The sequence below is a fragment of the Arthrobacter sp. TB 26 genome (assembly GCF_000427315.1).
Taxonomy (GTDB): Bacteria; Actinomycetota; Actinomycetes; order Actinomycetales; family Micrococcaceae; genus Arthrobacter.
Genome location: NZ_AUPJ01000344.1, coordinates 1 through 14,921, shown reverse-complemented (window position 1 = coordinate 14,921; position 14,921 = coordinate 1). Strand labels below are relative to the sequence as shown.

Below are 14,921 nucleotides of genomic sequence, written 5' to 3'. Positions count from 1 at the left end.
CGGGCGGCGAGGTCGTGGGACCGCACGCAAGCCTGCAAGCGGTTGGCGAGCTGGATGAGCAGCGCGTCGCCGCCTTCGTGCCCCAGCGAGTCGTTTACGTCCTTGAAGTCGTCGACATCGACGAACAACAGCCCTTCGTGCCGGGACGTTCCGGCTGTGCCCGGCTGGAATGACACCGCGAGCCGTTCAGTCAACGCCGCCCGGTTTGCAAGCCCGGTCAGGGGATCATGCGTGGCGCGGTGCGTTAGGGCCAGATGGCTGTCGTGGACGGCGGCTGCCATGGAGTTGAAGGCCTCTGCCAGTTCACCCAGTTCGTCGCGGCGGACGACGTCGATGCGGTGGCTGTAGTCGCCGGCCTTCAGTTTGAGAACCCCGCTGTGCAGGCCCTCGATGGGCCGGATCAGGAATTTGACCATTCTGCTGCGGAAGTAAATGACGCCGGCCGCCGCCAGCCCGAACAAGGCACTGCGGGCAGCGATCACGATCTGCTGGAGCTCGGCACTGTAGGCCAGCCCCGAGTCCATCGCCTCCAGGGCTGACCGCTGGATCCCATCCAGCAAGGCACGGACCCCGGCGCCGGACGCGTCGAGATCCGGTGACTCGGCCACGTGGTTTCCCGTGAGGGTCTTCACCTGGTCGCCCCACAGCCCGCGTTCCGCGAGGCCGTCCTGCCACTGCGCGCGGGCCAGGCCGGCGGCGGCGCGCATGTCCCGCTCCGCCGGCAGGTAGTCGATGGCCTCGTCGAAGCGGCGGGAAATGTCCAGCTGCTGTTGGAGGAACGCCGAACGGTCGACCGGTGCGTTGGACAGGAGCTGATGACCGGCCTGTTCATGGGCATCGAGGGCGGAGCGCAATTGCGCGATCAACTCTGATTCGCCTTGGAGGCGGGCGGCAGCTTCCTGGACCTGGTCCCCGACACCCCTGACGCCGACAACTGTGGCCAGGGCCCCCACGAGCAGTGCCACCAGCATCATGGCGAAGGCCCTCGACCATTCGGTCTTGAGGCTCCAGGTGCGCGGGGGGCGCCGGTCTCCGGTCCCGACGGCAACAGCTCCGGTGCCGGGTTTGCCGGCGCCGAAGCTGTTGGTAACACCATGGCCATCGGTAGTGGCGCCAGCGGCCAGGGGAGGCTGGTCCTCAGGCTTGATGGTCCAGTTCCGCATGATTCCGCCTCCGGCTAGGTACCGGCACGCGCCGAATCGTCAATGAGGAGCGTATCGGAACGCGCCGTGCATAGCATGCCCGACGGCATTACAGCGGAAATGTGAAGCGGGCCACGTGTTAGCTCATGCAGTCAGCGCAGTACGAGTGGCCTGCCTTTTCGCGGGCGAGTTGCGAGCGGTGCCGGACGAGGAAACATGAGTAGCACGTGAACTCGTCGTCCTTCTGCGGAATGACGGTGACCGTCAGTTCCTCGCCGGACAGGTCGGCGCCCGGCAATTCTACGCCTTCAGAGGTGTCAGCCTCATCGAGCTCGCGGGTTACGCTGCGGGCGTCCGGCGCGTTCGCGGAGCGAAGGGCCTCCAGCGAGGCGTTGCGTGATTCCGCAACGTCGGATCGGACTTCGTCATAGTCGGTTGCCACCTGGTTGATTCTCGATTCCGTTGTTCTGAGTTTCCCGGGATTGAACGGTACAGCATGCACCCGTTAATTTGCTGGGTGTATGGGAACTGTGTGCAGTGACACTCACAACACCGGTTCGTGGTTGCCGCCCGGGTGGCATCTGTTCGATGATCGTCGTCCGGATGTCATGTGCCGTTCACGCTGTGGTCCTAGGCTTGTTTCTCAGGTACCGTCCGCCAGAAGGGAACCGTGATGGCAGATATCGCTGCAGTGTTCGGAAGGCTCACGCCGGACGAAGTTGACCGCCTCCGCGCCCTCGGCCCCGTGGGCCATCTGCCCAGACAGCTTACCGACGCCCTTGACCGTGCGGCCGGCGGTCCCGGCGCTGGGCGCGGGTACTACGTTCCCACCGGCAGTGTCAGCGCCACGGGCGGGCCCCACTTTGTCCTGCGCAGCGATGTCTCCGGCTGGCTGTTTGGTTCCGCTGCCCACGTGCCGCAGGCCCGCGAAGACGTTTAGGGAACGCCCCGCTCACCGTGCGGTGCCCGCGATCCTCTCGTGGAACCAGACATGCCGTATGGCGCTCCAGGCGCCATACTGGGTCCTAGGAGAGGAGTCCGGCAATGAGGGTTCTGATCGTGGAGGATGAGCGGCATCTCGCTGATACCGTTCGCCGGGGCCTCGTGAATGAAGGGTTCGTCGTGGACGTTGCCCATGACGGCGTCAGCGGGCTGTCGGCCGCAAGCGAATCCTCCTACGACGCGATCCTGCTGGACTTGATGCTGCCGCTGATGAACGGCTACGACGTGCTCAAGGAGTTGCGCCAACGCAGGATCTGGACCCCGGTGCTGATGCTCACCGCCAAGGACGGGGAGTACGACCAGACGGATGCCTTTGACCTCGGTGCCGATGACTACCTGACCAAACCGTTCAGCTTCCTGGTACTCGTGGCCCGGATCCGTGCCCTGATTCGACGCGGGGCACCGGAGCGGCCCGTCGTGCTGATACTGGGGACCCTGTCCGTCGACCCCGTCACCCGCCGGGTCCGCCGGGACGGCACCGACATCAGCCTGACCGCCCGCGAATACGGGCTGCTGCACTATCTCATGCGGCGGCACGACGAGGTTGTGTCGAAGGCGGAGATCCTCGACAACGTCTGGGATTCGGCATTCGAAGGCGGGGACAACGTCGTGGAGGTCTACATCGGTTACCTGCGGCGCAAGATAGATGTCCCGTTCGGTGTCCGCAGCCTGGCCACAGTACGAGGGATGGGTTACCAGCTCAGCGCCGGGCAGATTTCCGAACCGGCGCGTGCTCCGCGCCCTCATCGGTAGCCGGAGCCCCGGGCACGGGAAACGCAATTTCGAAACGGCATTCACCGTCGGGTCCTTCGGTGGCGCGGATGGTGCCGTGGTGGGCGGACATGATCCCTGCCGCAATTGCCAGGCCGAGACCGCTGCCACCGCTTTCCCGGGAGCGGCTCTCATCGAGCCGGACAAAGCGCTCAAAGATCCGCGCCCGGTCCGCCGCGGGAACGGGATCGCCGTCGTTGTCGACGGTGATCACGGCGCCGCCGGCCGTGGTGCGCAGGGTGACCCGGAGCCAGGACCGCGCGTGCCGCTCAGCGTTGTCCAGGACGTTGCGGAGCACCTGGCCGATGCGCCGGGCATCGCCCCGGATTCGGGTCGGCGTGAGCTCGGCTGTGATCTGGTGCAGGCTCGCCGATCGCAGCCGCCTGATTTCCTGGTCCACGACGTCGTCCAGGTCCACGTCTGCATCCTCGACCGCCAGCCCCCCGTCGTTCGCCTTGGCCAGGGTTAGCAGGTCCTCCACAAGATAGCGCATGCGCTCCGTTTCGCCGGCGAGGACATCCTTCATCTGGAGCCACATCGCTCCGGACGGATCCGCCGCGGCGATCTCCACGCCGGCACTTAAAGTGGCCAGCGGGCTGCGCAATTCGTGGCTTGCATCGGAGACGAAGCGGCGCTGTTCACGGTCCGATGCCTGGAGCCGCTCCAACATCAGGTTCATGGTCCGGGCCAGTGCCTCGAGTTCGTCGTCGGTGGGCGGGACGTCGATGCGGCCATCGAGGCGTTCGGCGTTGATCCGGGCAACCTGGCCCCGGATCCTTTCGACCTGGCGCAGCGATCGTCCCACCAGCAGCCACACGGAGATGCCAACGACAGCGAGCAGCAACGGGGTAGCTGCCAGCAGGAACCACGCCACGGTGGCAACGGTGTCGGCCTGCACCTGCACTGAGGAGGCAACCACAACGGTGTACTCGGCGGAACCGACCCGCACTCCGGCGGTGACTACGTGGAAGTCGTCCTGATTGCCGATGACGGGAAGACTGGAGACGTCCTGGGTCTGGGTTTTTCCAGGGGAGGGGCGCAGGCCGGTCAGGGGCATCTGGGCGGCTTTGGGCTCGGATCCTGCCACCACCTGCCCGGATGCGTCCAGGAGTTGGACGTACTGGCCGGCGTAAGCCGTCAACCCGATGTATTCAGCGACCTCTTCGATGTCATGGTCAGCCAGTTGGACGATCACGTTTTGCGCCTTCCGCAGGGAAGCTGAATCGATCGAGGCAGTGAGGGTGCTTTGCAGCAGGGCGAGCCAGATGACGCCGCCGAGGAGCAACGCAGCGGCAACGACGGCGACGGCGACCGCCGTCGAGCGCTTGCGCAAGCCCCAACTGCTCCGGCGGCGGGGCCGCCCGGCCGGGGACGTGAGCCGTTCCATGTTCCAAGAATGCGGCACCTGCGGTCCCCGGACAACCGCTGACGGAGAGTTTTCCGGGGCCCGGCGCGGCGGGGCCTTCTCAGGGTCCTCTCAGGTGCCGTGCGGCACAGTTAAAGCAAGGAAAAGTCCATGAAACGAGCCGTCAGGCTCAAGGCTCCGGCGCACATCCGCCGGCCGCCACATGCTACCGGCCGCACTCTCTCCTCAACCAGTGTGCGGCCGGTCATTTGTGCAGGTGTAGCCGGCGGCGATCGTCCGCGAAATCCACCATCGTTGTTCGCCTTAGGTCGCGACCCGGATGAAGAGCGGATCCATGGGCTGGCCGGCGGCATACTGGCCGTCGAAGAGATCGGATCCCTCCGGGGAAATGACGACGTCGACGTGTTCCCAGACGAGAGACCCGTCGGCGGCGCGGGCCTTCGAGGGAGTGAGGAACCCGACGGCGGTGCGGTCCTGGCCGTCGCCGGTGCTGATCGAGAGCACTCCGCTGCCGGCTGTGAAGGTGATCCAAGGGTCCAGCAGCCGGACCAGCAGCATGCCGTGGTGGCCGGCGAGCCGGACGTCGCCGCGGAAGCGCAGCACTCCTGTGCCGCGTTCGACGTCGTAGTCTGAGGACTCGGGGCTGAAGCGGAACAGGGAAGGTTCGGCCACGGTCGCCCCGTCGGTCGCGGAGACGGACCCGTCCGGCAGGCTGTTGATGTACTCGATGAAGCTGCGCTTGATGCCCCAGCTCAGGCCCAGCGCGGGCAGCAGATCGGGTGAAGCGGACGCTGGGTTCACGTAGGTTCTCCTGTGGCTGAAAAGCGGGTCTCCTCTGAGCCTAGCTGCGCATGGCCCGCTGCATGAACTGCAGCCCAGCCGTCGTGACATCCGGCGTATTTCTCTGGGGGCGCCGGACTACCGCTCCCGGGCCGGTGGTTGGCTTAGATGAGTACCAGTTCAGGAGGTGCGCTGTGGCAACTGTCATCAGCCGGGTCCCTGACCCCGAGGTGTCCGAGGACCCCCTTGATTCATACTCCGCAACGGTGATTCGCGTCGCAGCCGCGGTGACTCCCCATGTGGCGGCGCTGGAAGTGTCCGGCATCGGCCGCCAGGGCCCCGACTGTGACGCCCGCGGACCTGGGTGATGCAGCGTCGCTCAAGGTCGGGCAGCTGGTCATCGCGGTGAGTAACCCCCTGGGACTCTCGGGCTCCGTGACCGCCGGGGCGGTCAGCGGACTGCGACGCTCCGTCCCCGTCTGGTCCGGACGCAACCGCCGGATGATCGAGGACGTGATCCAGACTGACGCCACCCTCAACCCGGGAAGTTCCGGCGGGGCGCTCGCGGGTCGGTGAAAAAGCGGTCTCCAATGCCGAAAGCCTCCAAAAGCTGCTGTTTGCCGAGGCAATTGGCCTGCCGCTGGAGTTGGCCGTATTGCGCGACGGTTCTGAAATCCGGGTGCTCTCCGTCCCCGAGGAGATGAGTGAGAAGTGGCAGTTTAGCGGTGGCCTCGGGAATGCTGCTGGGGTCGGCAATTTCCTCTTGAGTTGACCACGGTGACTCAATCCGTATTTCATTGGCTACCGACAATGGCCGAAAAATGTGATGTGGAAATTTCCGACCGTGCGTCCGGCCTCGTTCGAGACCTGATCTTCGTCGAGGGGGACAGGTGCACGGCCGGCCCCTGTGCCCCTGCGCTCCCGGAGAAATCTTCCGGCAGGGCCGCCGTTACCGCCTGCATTTCGGTCCGGGTGGACCTACTCGCCGGCGTGCCACGCGCGCGGGTGGCGATACTTGCCTCATCGCCCGGGTACTCAGAAGACGTCTGGAGGTTACTTGGCGGCGATCCCCGGTGTACCCGACTTTCCGCGCGGTAAAGGATCGGGTAGTTGTATTCCTTGTTGTGCCTTGTCCTGCGTGAAACGGTTTCCCTAGAAAGTCGGATGGAAGTGAGTCTCAGCGTAATTCTCCTGTAATTCCTTTCGGCTCTTCGAGGAGCGATTAGGTGATACCTGGGGAGGGGATCAAAGTGGAGAATTTGAGCGTTCCCACGCCGGCAATTTCGGTTCGGCTATTCGGAACATTCGAGGTCCGGCGAAATGGAGAAGTCCTCAGGGCTGCGGACCTGGGCGGCTGCAAGCCGCGGCACATTCTGGAAATACTCCTGCTGAACCTCGGGACACCTGTGTCGAAGACGCGTCTCGTGGAGATTCTTTGGGGACCCCATGCCAGCGACGGCGCCGTCGCCACTCTAGAGAGCTATGTCAGCAGCCTGCGCCGGGCGATCCAGCCCGGCAACACCAAATCGGGTCCGCTTCGCACCGCGAACGCCGGCTACGTCCTTGAGCCGCAGCTGGTGGAACTCGACCTTGCAGAGTTTCACGAGCTGGTCCGCGCGGCCCGGCAGTCCCCGCCGGCGGAGGCTCACGTGCTCTCGATGCAGGCCTTGGAACTGGCCGCAGAGCCGCTGCTGGGCTTTGAGCTCGTGGCCGACTGGGCGGAGGAAGCACGGGCCCGCCATGCAGCCGAGAAAGTCGCCGCCCAGATTCTCGCCGCAGAAACCGCAGCATTTCTGGACAAGCCCGATCTCGCCATTTCGCTGGCCCAGACTGCTATCCGGTCCGAACCGCTCAACGAACGTGCATGGACCATCCTGGTCGCGGGATACGAGCAGGCGGGACTGCCAGTCGAGGGACTGTCCGCGTATGAGCGCTGCCGCCGGCTGTTCGACCGCGACTTGGGCTGCGCCCCGGGGCCGGCCCTGCAGGCTGCCCACCTGAGGCTGTTGCGGCAACGCGCCGAGGGAAACACCGAACTCTCTGAAGTGTTGGCTGCCCTGCTCTATCTGGGCGAACGGCTGCACGGGCCCAAATGCACGCAGCCCGCCGCAGAGGAATCCCGGCGCATGCAGGAGAACGCCGGCCGGGTGCTCGACTCCTTCCTTCAACAGGCGCTGGCTGTCGCCGTCTGAATTCTGCCGGTCCCGCCGCGGCCCGCCGGCGGGGCACTTCACACGGCTTTGACGACCGGGAGCTCGTCCCAGTGGGTGGTGTAGCGGGGGGACAGCATGTCCCGTTTCATGCTCCAGTCCGGCCCGCCCCGGATTCCGGCGTGGCCAAGGCCGATCGAGCCCCGGCCGTACCTCCGGCTGGCCTCCTCAAGCAGCGAGCCAATGCCGCGTTCCTCATGCGCGCTCTCGAAGACCGCCAGCGGCGCCTGGTTGCCCGCGGGCCGCAGGTCGGTGACCATGATGCCCGCGCGGACATACTTGACGCCGCCGTCGATCCGGGGGAGCAGGGCATAGGCAGCCCTTGCCAGGAGGACCGGGTCCGCGGTGGGCATGGGCAGCGGCACGCACACAGAAGGGTGGGAACTGGACTGCGGGTTGTAGAACGACGTGGCCGCGAATGCTGTCAGCACCTTGGCCTGAAGCCCGTGGCGTGCCAGTCGGGCGCTAGCCTGCTGGGCATAGACGCCGAGGACCTGGCGCAGCCCGGCGCCGGTGGTGATCGGAGTGGCGAAGGAGCGGCTGAAGATGAGCTGGTCGCGCCCTGTTCGCTGCTCTTCCAGCGGGATGCACGGAGTTCCCTGGAGTTCGAGGACCGTGCGCATCAGCACCACCGAAAAGCGGTCCCTGATCCGGATCGGATCCGTCCGGGCGAGGTCCAAAATCGAATGGATTCCCAGTCCGTTCAGCCGTTTGGTCAACCGTGCCGCTACACCCCGGAGCTCGATCACGGACAGGCCCGCCATGAGCCTTTCCTGCTGGGCGGCGGGGACGGCATCCCAGTGGCAGACGCCGTCGAACGCCGGATTGTGTTTGGCCCACTTGTTGGCCAGTTTCGCCAACGTTTTAGTGCCTGCGGTGCCAACGCAGACGGGGACGCCGACGTCCGGCGCACTGCCGTCTTCATCGAGTGGCCCAGCCGGTGCAGCTCCTCCGGGCTGCCGCTGATGCCCAGAAAAGCCTCGTCGATGCTGTAGACCTCCAGCCAGGCCGAGTAGCGGCCGAGGAGTTCCATTACCCGGGTGCTGATGTCCCCGTAGAGCTCGTAGTTGCTGGAACGCGCCACGAGCCCTCACTCCTTCGCCCGCGGCGCGAGCTTGAACCAGGGCCCAGCCATGAAGTGGTCGTTGGTGGACCTCCATGCGCGCCGGAGCTGGGCGGGTGGACGTGGCCCAAACTTGAAGAGCTATTCGTTCAAAAGCTACTCCGCAAGTTACCGATAGACCTTATCCGTCAGGGATGCGAATACTGCGGCATTGGTGGCCTGGTCCCAAGATAAAGTACGAGAGAGGTCGCTGCGATCAGAGCGCTGAATCCTCCGGCGATGAGTCCCAGCATCACGCCTGGGGTCGTGTACGCCAGCACGTTCAGCGCGATGAAGGCTGCCACAACGACCACGATGAACGCGAGGAGACAACCAACCATCGCGCGCAGCCATTTGTTAGCGGATGAATCGAATCCGTGGTCGCGGGCGCGTATAACAAGCCGCAGTCCAATGAAGGCAATAGCTTGCCAGCAGGCGATCGCGCAGATTCCCCAGACTATGGCCGGAACGGTGAGCGGCTCGACCTCCGGGAAGACGGCAACCACACTCTCCACTGCGGAGGGGAGAATCCATACCTGCGCGAACACGGACAAGAGCAGCAAGCTGAGAAGTCCCACAGTCAGCGCGAACGAGGTTCTACGAATCATCTCTGTCTCCTTTGGCAGGCAGCGACGGGATCTCAACCACCCTTGGAGAAGGCAAAAAGACACTAAGGGGTGTCCCGTAAGTCGTAGGGACGGGCGGCTCTTGCTTGCTAGGGTCAACCCTATTGTCCCGCCCGTGAGAATCCGCCTGAAAGGGAAGAGAAGTGAAGGCCAACCACTATGACGATTTCGCCGAGAACTACTCGGCTGAAAATGAGTCCAGCCTCCTCAACGCCTACTACGAGCGGCCGGCGATGATTGCTCTCGCCGGCGAGGTCGACGGCCACCGGATCCTGGATGCAGGGTGCGGGTCCGGGCCCCTGTCCGCGGCGCTGAGCGCGAAGGGCGCGATCATGACCGGCTTCGATTCCAGTCCTGCGATGCTGGAGTTGGCAAGACAGCGATTGGGCGCGACCGCGGACCTGCACGTGGCCGACCTCGGCAAGCTGCTCCCTTTCGCCGATGGCTCCTTCGACGACGTCGTCTCGTCCCTGGTCCTGCACTATCTGGAGGACTGGTCGGCACCGCTTGCCGAATTGCGGCGCGTGCTGAAGCCGGGTGGTCGCCTGATCCTGTCGGTCAACCACCCCTCGGTCAGCGTGGTCACCCAACCAGCCGAGGATTACTTCGCCATCCGGCAGTACTCGGAGGATTACGAGTTCAATGGCGAGCCTGCGGTCCTGACCTTTTGGCACAGGCCACTTCACGCGATGATCAACGCCTTCACATCGGCGGGATACCGCGTAGCCACCGTGAGCGAACCTGAACCATCTCCGGACACACCACACGAACTCCTTCCCCCGCGCATCCTCAGCGGAGAGAAGACAGCGTTCCTGTCCTTCATCTTCTTCGTCCTCGAGGCAAACTAGGTCGGCGGTTGAACCGCTTTTGCCCGCTTCGTCCGATGAGGAACTGGCTCAGGGGGTTGTTGGCCGTCGTTGAAGCTGCTCCGTCGCTGGCATCAGCCTGGGAGATGGGCCCGGCAATGAACGAAGTGCCTCGCAATGCGGCTAGCCTGAGCGGATGAAGAAGGGGCCGACCCGCTTCGCCTTGTACAGTTCCTGTTGCCCAACCTGTTGGCGGCCCCCGATCCGATCATCATCAGCATGACGTCTCGGCTGGGATCCCTCGCTGCCCAGGCCAACGGTGACTTCTCACATCTGTCGACGAGTTATGCCTACAAAATCTCCAAAGCTGCGCAAAACATGCTGACCGTCGCCTTGGCTCAGGACCTGCAGGGCCGCGTTAGCTGCTGGGCCGTTCACCCGGGCAAACTTGCGACTGACATGGGACAGCCTGGCGCCTCCAAAGATCCACGCACCGCCGCTCGCCAACTGCGTGAACTGGTCGATTCAGGTGTCCGGACTTCCCCCGCTTCTGTTCCCTCGGTGAACAGGACCTTCTCTGGTAGTGCAGGGAGGTTGGCCTCACGCAGGCAGGGTGGAACACCACGGTGATTCACGGCGTGGTTTTGCTCCACTACCCGAGTGACGGTGCCTAAGGGCCCCGCCCGTTGGGAGCCACCTTCAGAATGCGGGCAGGCTGACGAAGTACTCCTGCTGGACCGCGCGGCGGCCCAGCTTCTGCGCCGTGCGGAGCGAGGACAGGTTTCTCGCGTGGATGTGGCCCCATACGGTGTCCGCGCCCGATCGTTGACCGGCCAGGAACGACGACTGCACTGCGGGAGCCAAGCCCTTGCCACGCAGGCGTTCCGTCAGGAACTCGTCCAGCATGCAGACTGCACGTCGGCCAAAGAGCGTGTGGCAGCCGCCAATCCCGCCAAGCCGTGGTCGTCCCGGAGCTCTGGGGCGCCGGACCGCCACGCTTGATGTTCGCGCTGGTAACCGGTGAACACTTCAGCCGCCGCTTCCGGCCACGAGATCGTTAGAGCCCCGGTCAGGTCCCGTTCTTCGGCTCCCAGCCGGCCGATCCTGGCCGCCACGACGCCCGGTGAGGCAAGAGCGGCGAGGGATCCGACGTCGTCGCTCTCGGCTTGCGCTGCGTCCTCAGCGTCGAACCCGGCCGGAAGGTATTCCAGCACCGGGCGGGCGAAAGCGGCGAGTTGGTGGGCCGGGAGGTCAATAGGGTTCATTGTTACCGATCGTCTTTGCGGAATGTGATGCCTCAGGCAAAGGGCCGGGGGCTCGTGACGACACGTACCTCCCACGATTGAGCGTTAGCTTTTCAGCGGGTTACCCGGTAGCGCACGTGGGTGACGAGGCCGGTGCCGCTCACTTCCGTCGGCTCAAGCTGGAGGTTCGTGACGCCGTCCAGCAGCCGCTCGCCCGCTCCCAGGACGATGGGAGCGATGTGGAGCCGCAGTTCGTCGATCAGCCCCGCCGAAAGGTACTGGCGGACGGTCTGCGCCCCTCCGGCTATCGCCACGTCCTTGCTGTTAGCGGCCTTCCGCGCCTGGGCCAACGCCGATTCGATCCCATCGGTGACGAAGGTGAACGTGGTGCCGCCCTGCATCTCCAGTGGCTCGCGTGGATGGTGAGTGAGCACGAACACGGGTGCGTGATAGGGCGGTTCTTCACCCCACCATCCCCGCCATTCCGCATCCCACGGCCCCGGCCCCGGCCCGGCGAACATGTTCCGTCCCATGATGTAGGCGACGGAAGCGAGGATGCCTTCGCGCCAGGCCGCGTTGGCTTGGGGTTCTTCGAACTGCCACCTGTGCATGCGCTCCCCGCCCTCGCCCAAGGGTTCCGCCAGGCTTTGGTTCGGGCCGGCGGCGAATCCGTCGAGGGAGATCGTCAGATCGCAAGTGACTTGGCTCATGCGCCCATCATGCCACCACTCGGCCGTCCGGGTCCGGCAGAGTGTCCGGCAGTTGTCGCCGTCGTGCCGGGGCGGCAAAGTTAGCTTGGTCACGTGCCGGGATTTCGTCGAAAATCCGGGTGCGGCGGGCCCCATACTTGGAATGACCCCGGCGGACTCTTCCCCTCCGCCAGGCACGAGGAGGGTCCATGAAAACCTTGAGTATTGTGAAAAGTATTGTCACGAGCGAGTACTTTCCCGCCGCGGCCGTGCTGGCCGGAGTGGCCCTGTTCTGGGGCCTCGGGCTCTTCGGCGGGCTGTCCCTCCTGAGCGACCACCAGACGCTGCTCACCACGCTCACCTGGCTGCTGTTCGTCTACGCCGCTGCTGTGCTCACGCCGCTCGCGGGACTCGTCGCGGCAATGGACCTGTCGCGGCGCTGGCTGCGGAACCGGGCGTCAGGCACCGCGGGGGCAGCCGCAACCGCCTCCGTCTAGGACCGCCGGGCCGCGCTATTCGAAGCGGGACGGGTCGCCCATGCCGCGACGGACGATTTCTGCCGTGCCGCTGGAGTAGTCGATGACGGTGGTGGGCTCCGCCCCGCAGTCGCCGGAGTCAATCACGGCATCCACCACGTGCTCGAGCCGTTCCTTGATTTCCCAGCCCTGGGTCAGGGGCTCCTCCTCGTCCGGCAGCAACAGGGTGCTGGAGAGCAGCGGCTCGCCCAATTCCGCCAGCAGTGCCTGGACCACCCGGTTATCGGGGATGCGCACGCCCACTGTCTTCTTCTTCGGGTGCAGCAGCCGCCGGGGAACCTCCTTGGTGGCAGGCAGGATGAAGGTGTAGCTTCCGGGAGTGACGGCCTTGATGCTCCGGAACACATCGTTGTCGATCTGCACAAACTGACCCAGTTGGGCGAAGTCCTTGCAGACCAGTGTGAAGTGGTGCTTGGCATCGAGATGGCGGATGGCCCTGATCCGGTCGAGTGCCTCCTTGTTCCCGATCTGCGCGCCGAGGGCATAGCAGGAGTCAGTGGGATAGGCGATCAGCCCGCCGGAACGGACGATTTCCACGGCCTGGCTGATGGAGCGTGCCTGGGGGTTTTCGGGGTGAACATCGAAGTATCTCGCCATGGGACGAGCTTACGCCCGACGGCGGCGCGCCGCCTGACGACCGNCCGAGCCGCATGTCAGGCGGCGGCGAGCGCCGAGAACATGACTGACATCGATGCCGCGGACACGAGTTCCAGGACTGTGTCGCCACGGTCCCGGCCCTTCAGGGACCGGAGCAGGAATACGGCCCACACGGCAGCTGCCAGGCCGAATGCGACAGCCAGAACCAATGCGGCCTGGCTGCTCCAGGCCTGATTCGGGCCCGGCAGCGGCAACCCTGCCAGTGCGGCACCGCCGTGGTGTGCTGTCTGGCCCATGCCGGCAGCCTCGACGTCGGCAGCCTCCGGGCCCTGGCCCCCGTGCACGTCCATGGTGGCCAGCATGTAGGCCATTGCGGCCATAGTCAGCGCGTGGTAGAGCAAGATCGCACGGGTGGCTCGTCCTGCAGGGCGGATGTGCCCCGGTCGCCGGGAGACGGCGCGGAGGACGAACCACCACGCGGCCAGGCCGAAGAACAGGATCTGGGGGAGTGCCGGCCACCGGAGTCCGGGTGCCAGCATCAGCACCATGGCGGCCATCATCGCGGCATGGAGTCCAAAACCGACCCGGGTGTCCGACGGCGACTTGCGGCCGGCGCGAAACGCAGCGTACAGCGACGCTGCCAGCAGCAGTGCCGTCAGCCCCCAGTGCAGGACCCCGTTCTCGATCACGGGCGCCCGGTCAGTGCTGCTCGTCGTGGTGGATGCGCTCGTCGCGCTCCCGCAGCGGTTCCCCGCTTCCGCTCCACTGCTTGGCGATGAACTCCGCAGCGATGGACACTGCGGTCTCCTCTGGGGTTCGCGCACCAAGGTCAAGGCCCACCGGGCTGTGCAGCCGGGTCAGCTCTTCCTCGCCCAGGCCGGCTTCGCGCAGCCGGGCGATCCGGTCTGCATGGGTACGACGCGAACCCATGGCGCCGATGAAGGCGATCGGCCGCCCGCGCAGCGCCACCTCTAGCAGCGGAATATCGAACTTCGGATCGTGGGTGAGGACGCACATCACCGTGCGCTCGTCCACCAGGCCTTTGTCCAGCTGCCCGGCGAGGTAGCGGTGCGGCCAGGCGTTGACCACCTCGGCTGCATCGGGAAAGCGCGCAGGGGTAGCGAAAACGGCCCGGGCATCGCACACCGTGACCCGGTAGCCCAGGAAGGTGCCCAGCCGGGCCAGCGCCGAGGCGAAGTCGATCGCGCCGAAGACCAGCATCCGCGGAGGCGGGGCGTAGCTTGCGAAGAAGACGCGCATTCCGGCGTCCAGGCGTTCCCCGTCTGGGCCGTAGCTCAGGATGCCGGAGCGGCCCGCGGCGAGCAGGCCCTGGGTGTCGTCGCCCACGGCGAGGTTGGCCCGCTCGGATCCCAGGTCGCCCTCAAAGCCCGCCGGCCGCACGATCAGGTGCCGGCCCAGCCAGTTGCTGTCCGGGTGTTCGATCACCGTGGCGACCCCGACGCGCCGCTCGCCGGCGATGTCCTGCCGGACGGCGTCGAGTTCGGCGAAGGTTTGCCGGGACACGGGCTCGACGAAGATGTCGATGATCCCGCCGCAAGTCAGGCCGACGGCGAACGCGTCATCGTCGCTGATCCCGTAGCGCACCAGGACAGGCGTGCCGTCCTCCTTGACCTGCGTGGCGAGCTCGTACACGGCGCCCTCGACGCACCCGCCGGAGACCGAGCCGACGGCTTCCCCCTCGGCGGTCACGAGCATGGACGCGCCCGGGAGCCGCGGGGCCGACTCGAACGTGCTCACTACGGTGGCCAGGCCGGCGGTGTCACCCCTCTGCCAGCCCGGCATCATGGCTGCCAGGACATCACGCACGGTCGGTCTTCAGCCTTCCAATCGCCCGGACCAGCCGGAACGCGGAACACCGGCCCGCCCAGTAGGAGACGCACGCCACGACGGCGATGAGCGCCAGGACCTTCACGGGGCTGGACAGCTGCTCGGCCGCGATGCCCTTGGCGAGGCTGAGGGCGTCCAGGCTGCCAACAGGGGCGGATGCCGGGGCGGAGGCAGGGACAGACACCGGGGCCGGGGCCGGGAC

16 protein-coding genes and 3 pseudogenes are annotated in these 14,921 nt (G+C 65.8%); 6 read left to right on the top strand and 13 right to left on the bottom strand.

The features are described 5' to 3' along the window. Positions 1-1,163 (bottom strand): diguanylate cyclase domain-containing protein (locus tag K789_RS0113295; RefSeq protein ID WP_024367178.1); only part of this gene is annotated, 1,163 nt, incomplete at its 3' end. Between the two features lie 118 nt (positions 1,164-1,281). Further along, positions 1,282-1,584 carry a DUF4193 domain-containing protein gene (locus K789_RS0113290; protein WP_024367177.1) on the bottom strand — a complete coding sequence of 101 codons (303 nt, stop codon included), beginning with the start codon at positions 1,582-1,584 and terminating at the stop codon, positions 1,282-1,284. A gap of 231 nt (positions 1,585-1,815) precedes the next feature. Here K789_RS0113290 and K789_RS0113285 point away from each other — a divergent pair, with 231 nt between their 5' ends. Continuing rightward, entirely contained in the window at positions 1,816-2,082 is a 267-nt protein-coding gene (locus K789_RS0113285) for a hypothetical protein (protein ID WP_024367176.1), read from the top strand. Between the two features lie 104 nt (positions 2,083-2,186). Then, the gene (locus tag K789_RS0113280; RefSeq protein ID WP_024367175.1) at positions 2,187-2,897 is read left to right on the top strand and encodes a response regulator transcription factor; all 711 of its coding nucleotides are present in this window, start codon (positions 2,187-2,189) and stop codon (positions 2,895-2,897) included. Here the strand turns inward: K789_RS0113280 and K789_RS0113275 are convergent. Beyond that, positions 2,845-4,302, bottom strand: a complete 1,458-nt coding sequence (locus tag K789_RS0113275; RefSeq protein ID WP_051181045.1) for a sensor histidine kinase — start codon at positions 4,300-4,302, stop codon at positions 2,845-2,847. The two genes, K789_RS0113280 and K789_RS0113275, sit on opposite strands and share 53 nt — an antisense overlap. 282 nt (positions 4,303-4,584) lie before the next feature. Then, positions 4,585-5,082 carry an HtaA domain-containing protein gene (locus K789_RS24080; RefSeq protein WP_024367173.1) on the bottom strand — a complete coding sequence of 166 codons (498 nt, stop codon included), beginning with the start codon at positions 5,080-5,082 and terminating at the stop codon, positions 4,585-4,587. 173 nt (positions 5,083-5,255) lie between these two features. Between K789_RS24080 and K789_RS26220 the strand changes: the two are divergent. Continuing rightward, positions 5,256-5,833 (top strand): annotated as a pseudogene (locus tag K789_RS26220) (S1C family serine protease). Positions 5,834-6,287: 454 nt separating this feature from the next. Further along, the gene (locus K789_RS0113255; RefSeq protein WP_306376565.1) at positions 6,288-7,253 is read left to right on the top strand and encodes an AfsR/SARP family transcriptional regulator; all 966 of its coding nucleotides are present in this window, start codon (positions 6,288-6,290) and stop codon (positions 7,251-7,253) included. A 38-nt stretch (positions 7,254-7,291) separates the two neighbouring features. Here K789_RS0113255 and K789_RS23095 read toward each other — a convergent pair. Both K789_RS23095 and K789_RS0113245 read right to left on the bottom strand, forming a co-directional pair. Beyond that, positions 7,292-8,397 (bottom strand): annotated as a pseudogene (locus K789_RS23095) (DUF4113 domain-containing protein); the annotation flags it as partial. 125 nt (positions 8,398-8,522) lie between these two features. Beyond that, complete coding sequence (locus tag K789_RS0113245; protein ID WP_024367169.1) at positions 8,523-8,981, bottom strand: DUF2975 domain-containing protein; 459 nt, start codon at positions 8,979-8,981, stop codon at positions 8,523-8,525. A 161-nt stretch (positions 8,982-9,142) separates the two neighbouring features. Here K789_RS0113245 and K789_RS0113240 point away from each other — a divergent pair, with 161 nt between their 5' ends. Then, positions 9,143-9,847 (top strand): class I SAM-dependent methyltransferase, encoded by a 705-nt coding sequence (locus tag K789_RS0113240; RefSeq protein ID WP_024367168.1) that lies wholly within the window; start codon positions 9,143-9,145, stop codon positions 9,845-9,847. 657 nt (positions 9,848-10,504) lie between these two features. Here K789_RS0113240 and K789_RS25155 read toward each other — a convergent pair. The 3 genes from K789_RS25155 to K789_RS0113225 form a co-directional block, all read right to left on the bottom strand. Continuing rightward, positions 10,505-10,711 carry a hypothetical protein gene (locus tag K789_RS25155; RefSeq protein WP_024367167.1) on the bottom strand — a complete coding sequence of 69 codons (207 nt, stop codon included), beginning with the start codon at positions 10,709-10,711 and terminating at the stop codon, positions 10,505-10,507. Next, positions 10,693-11,070 (bottom strand): hypothetical protein, encoded by a 378-nt coding sequence (locus tag K789_RS0113230; RefSeq protein ID WP_024367166.1) that lies wholly within the window; start codon positions 11,068-11,070, stop codon positions 10,693-10,695. The genes K789_RS25155 and K789_RS0113230 overlap by 19 nt, the downstream gene beginning before the upstream one ends. A 92-nt stretch (positions 11,071-11,162) precedes the next feature. Beyond that, positions 11,163-11,759, bottom strand: coding sequence for a dihydrofolate reductase family protein (locus K789_RS0113225; protein WP_024367165.1), 597 nt, complete (start codon positions 11,757-11,759; stop codon positions 11,163-11,165). Positions 11,760-11,947: 188 nt separating this feature from the next. On the opposite strand from K789_RS0113225, the gene K789_RS0113220 reads away from it, so the two are divergent. Beyond that, a complete protein-coding gene (locus tag K789_RS0113220) occupies positions 11,948-12,235 on the top strand; it encodes a hypothetical protein (RefSeq protein WP_035739719.1) in 288 nt (95 codons plus the stop codon). A 15-nt stretch (positions 12,236-12,250) separates the two neighbouring features. Here the strand turns inward: K789_RS0113220 and K789_RS0113215 are convergent, their stop codons facing one another. The 4 genes and pseudogenes from K789_RS0113215 to K789_RS0113200 form a co-directional block, all read right to left on the bottom strand. Next, positions 12,251-12,871, bottom strand: coding sequence for an L-threonylcarbamoyladenylate synthase (locus K789_RS0113215; protein WP_024367163.1), 621 nt, complete (start codon positions 12,869-12,871; stop codon positions 12,251-12,253). A gap of 56 nt (positions 12,872-12,927) precedes the next feature. Then, complete coding sequence (locus K789_RS0113210; RefSeq protein ID WP_024367162.1) at positions 12,928-13,560, bottom strand: DUF5134 domain-containing protein; 633 nt, start codon at positions 13,558-13,560, stop codon at positions 12,928-12,930. A 10-nt stretch (positions 13,561-13,570) separates the two neighbouring features. After that, positions 13,571-14,698 (bottom strand): XdhC family protein, encoded by a 1,128-nt coding sequence (locus K789_RS0113205; protein ID WP_024367161.1) that lies wholly within the window; start codon positions 14,696-14,698, stop codon positions 13,571-13,573. Next, positions 14,691-14,921 (bottom strand): annotated as a pseudogene (locus K789_RS0113200) (carbon monoxide dehydrogenase); the annotation flags it as partial. The gene K789_RS0113205 and the pseudogene K789_RS0113200, both read right to left, overlap by 8 nt.

Bases quoted from the DNA above. Each gene is read 5' to 3' on its own strand.
- K789_RS0113285 (WP_024367176.1), top strand. From the start codon at position 1,816: ATGGCAGATATCGCTGCAGTGTTCGGAAGGCTCACGCCGGACGAAGTT.
- K789_RS0113280 (WP_024367175.1), top strand. From the start codon at position 2,187: ATGAGGGTTCTGATCGTGGAGGATGAGCGGCATCTCGCTGATACCGTT.
- K789_RS0113275 (WP_051181045.1), bottom strand. From the start codon at position 4,302: ATGGAACGGCTCACGTCCCCGGCCGGGCGGCCCCGCCGCCGGAGCAGT.
- K789_RS0113245 (WP_024367169.1), bottom strand. From the start codon at position 8,981: ATGATTCGTAGAACCTCGTTCGCGCTGACTGTGGGACTTCTCAGCTTG.
- K789_RS25155 (WP_024367167.1), bottom strand. From the start codon at position 10,711: ATGCTGGACGAGTTCCTGACGGAACGCCTGCGTGGCAAGGGCTTGGCT.
- K789_RS0113230 (WP_024367166.1), bottom strand. From the start codon at position 11,070: ATGAACCCTATTGACCTCCCGGCCCACCAACTCGCCGCTTTCGCCCGC.
- K789_RS0113225 (WP_024367165.1), bottom strand. From the start codon at position 11,759: ATGAGCCAAGTCACTTGCGATCTGACGATCTCCCTCGACGGATTCGCC.
- K789_RS0113220 (WP_035739719.1), top strand. From the start codon at position 11,948: ATGAAAACCTTGAGTATTGTGAAAAGTATTGTCACGAGCGAGTACTTT.
- K789_RS0113215 (WP_024367163.1), bottom strand. From the start codon at position 12,871: ATGGCGAGATACTTCGATGTTCACCCCGAAAACCCCCAGGCACGCTCC.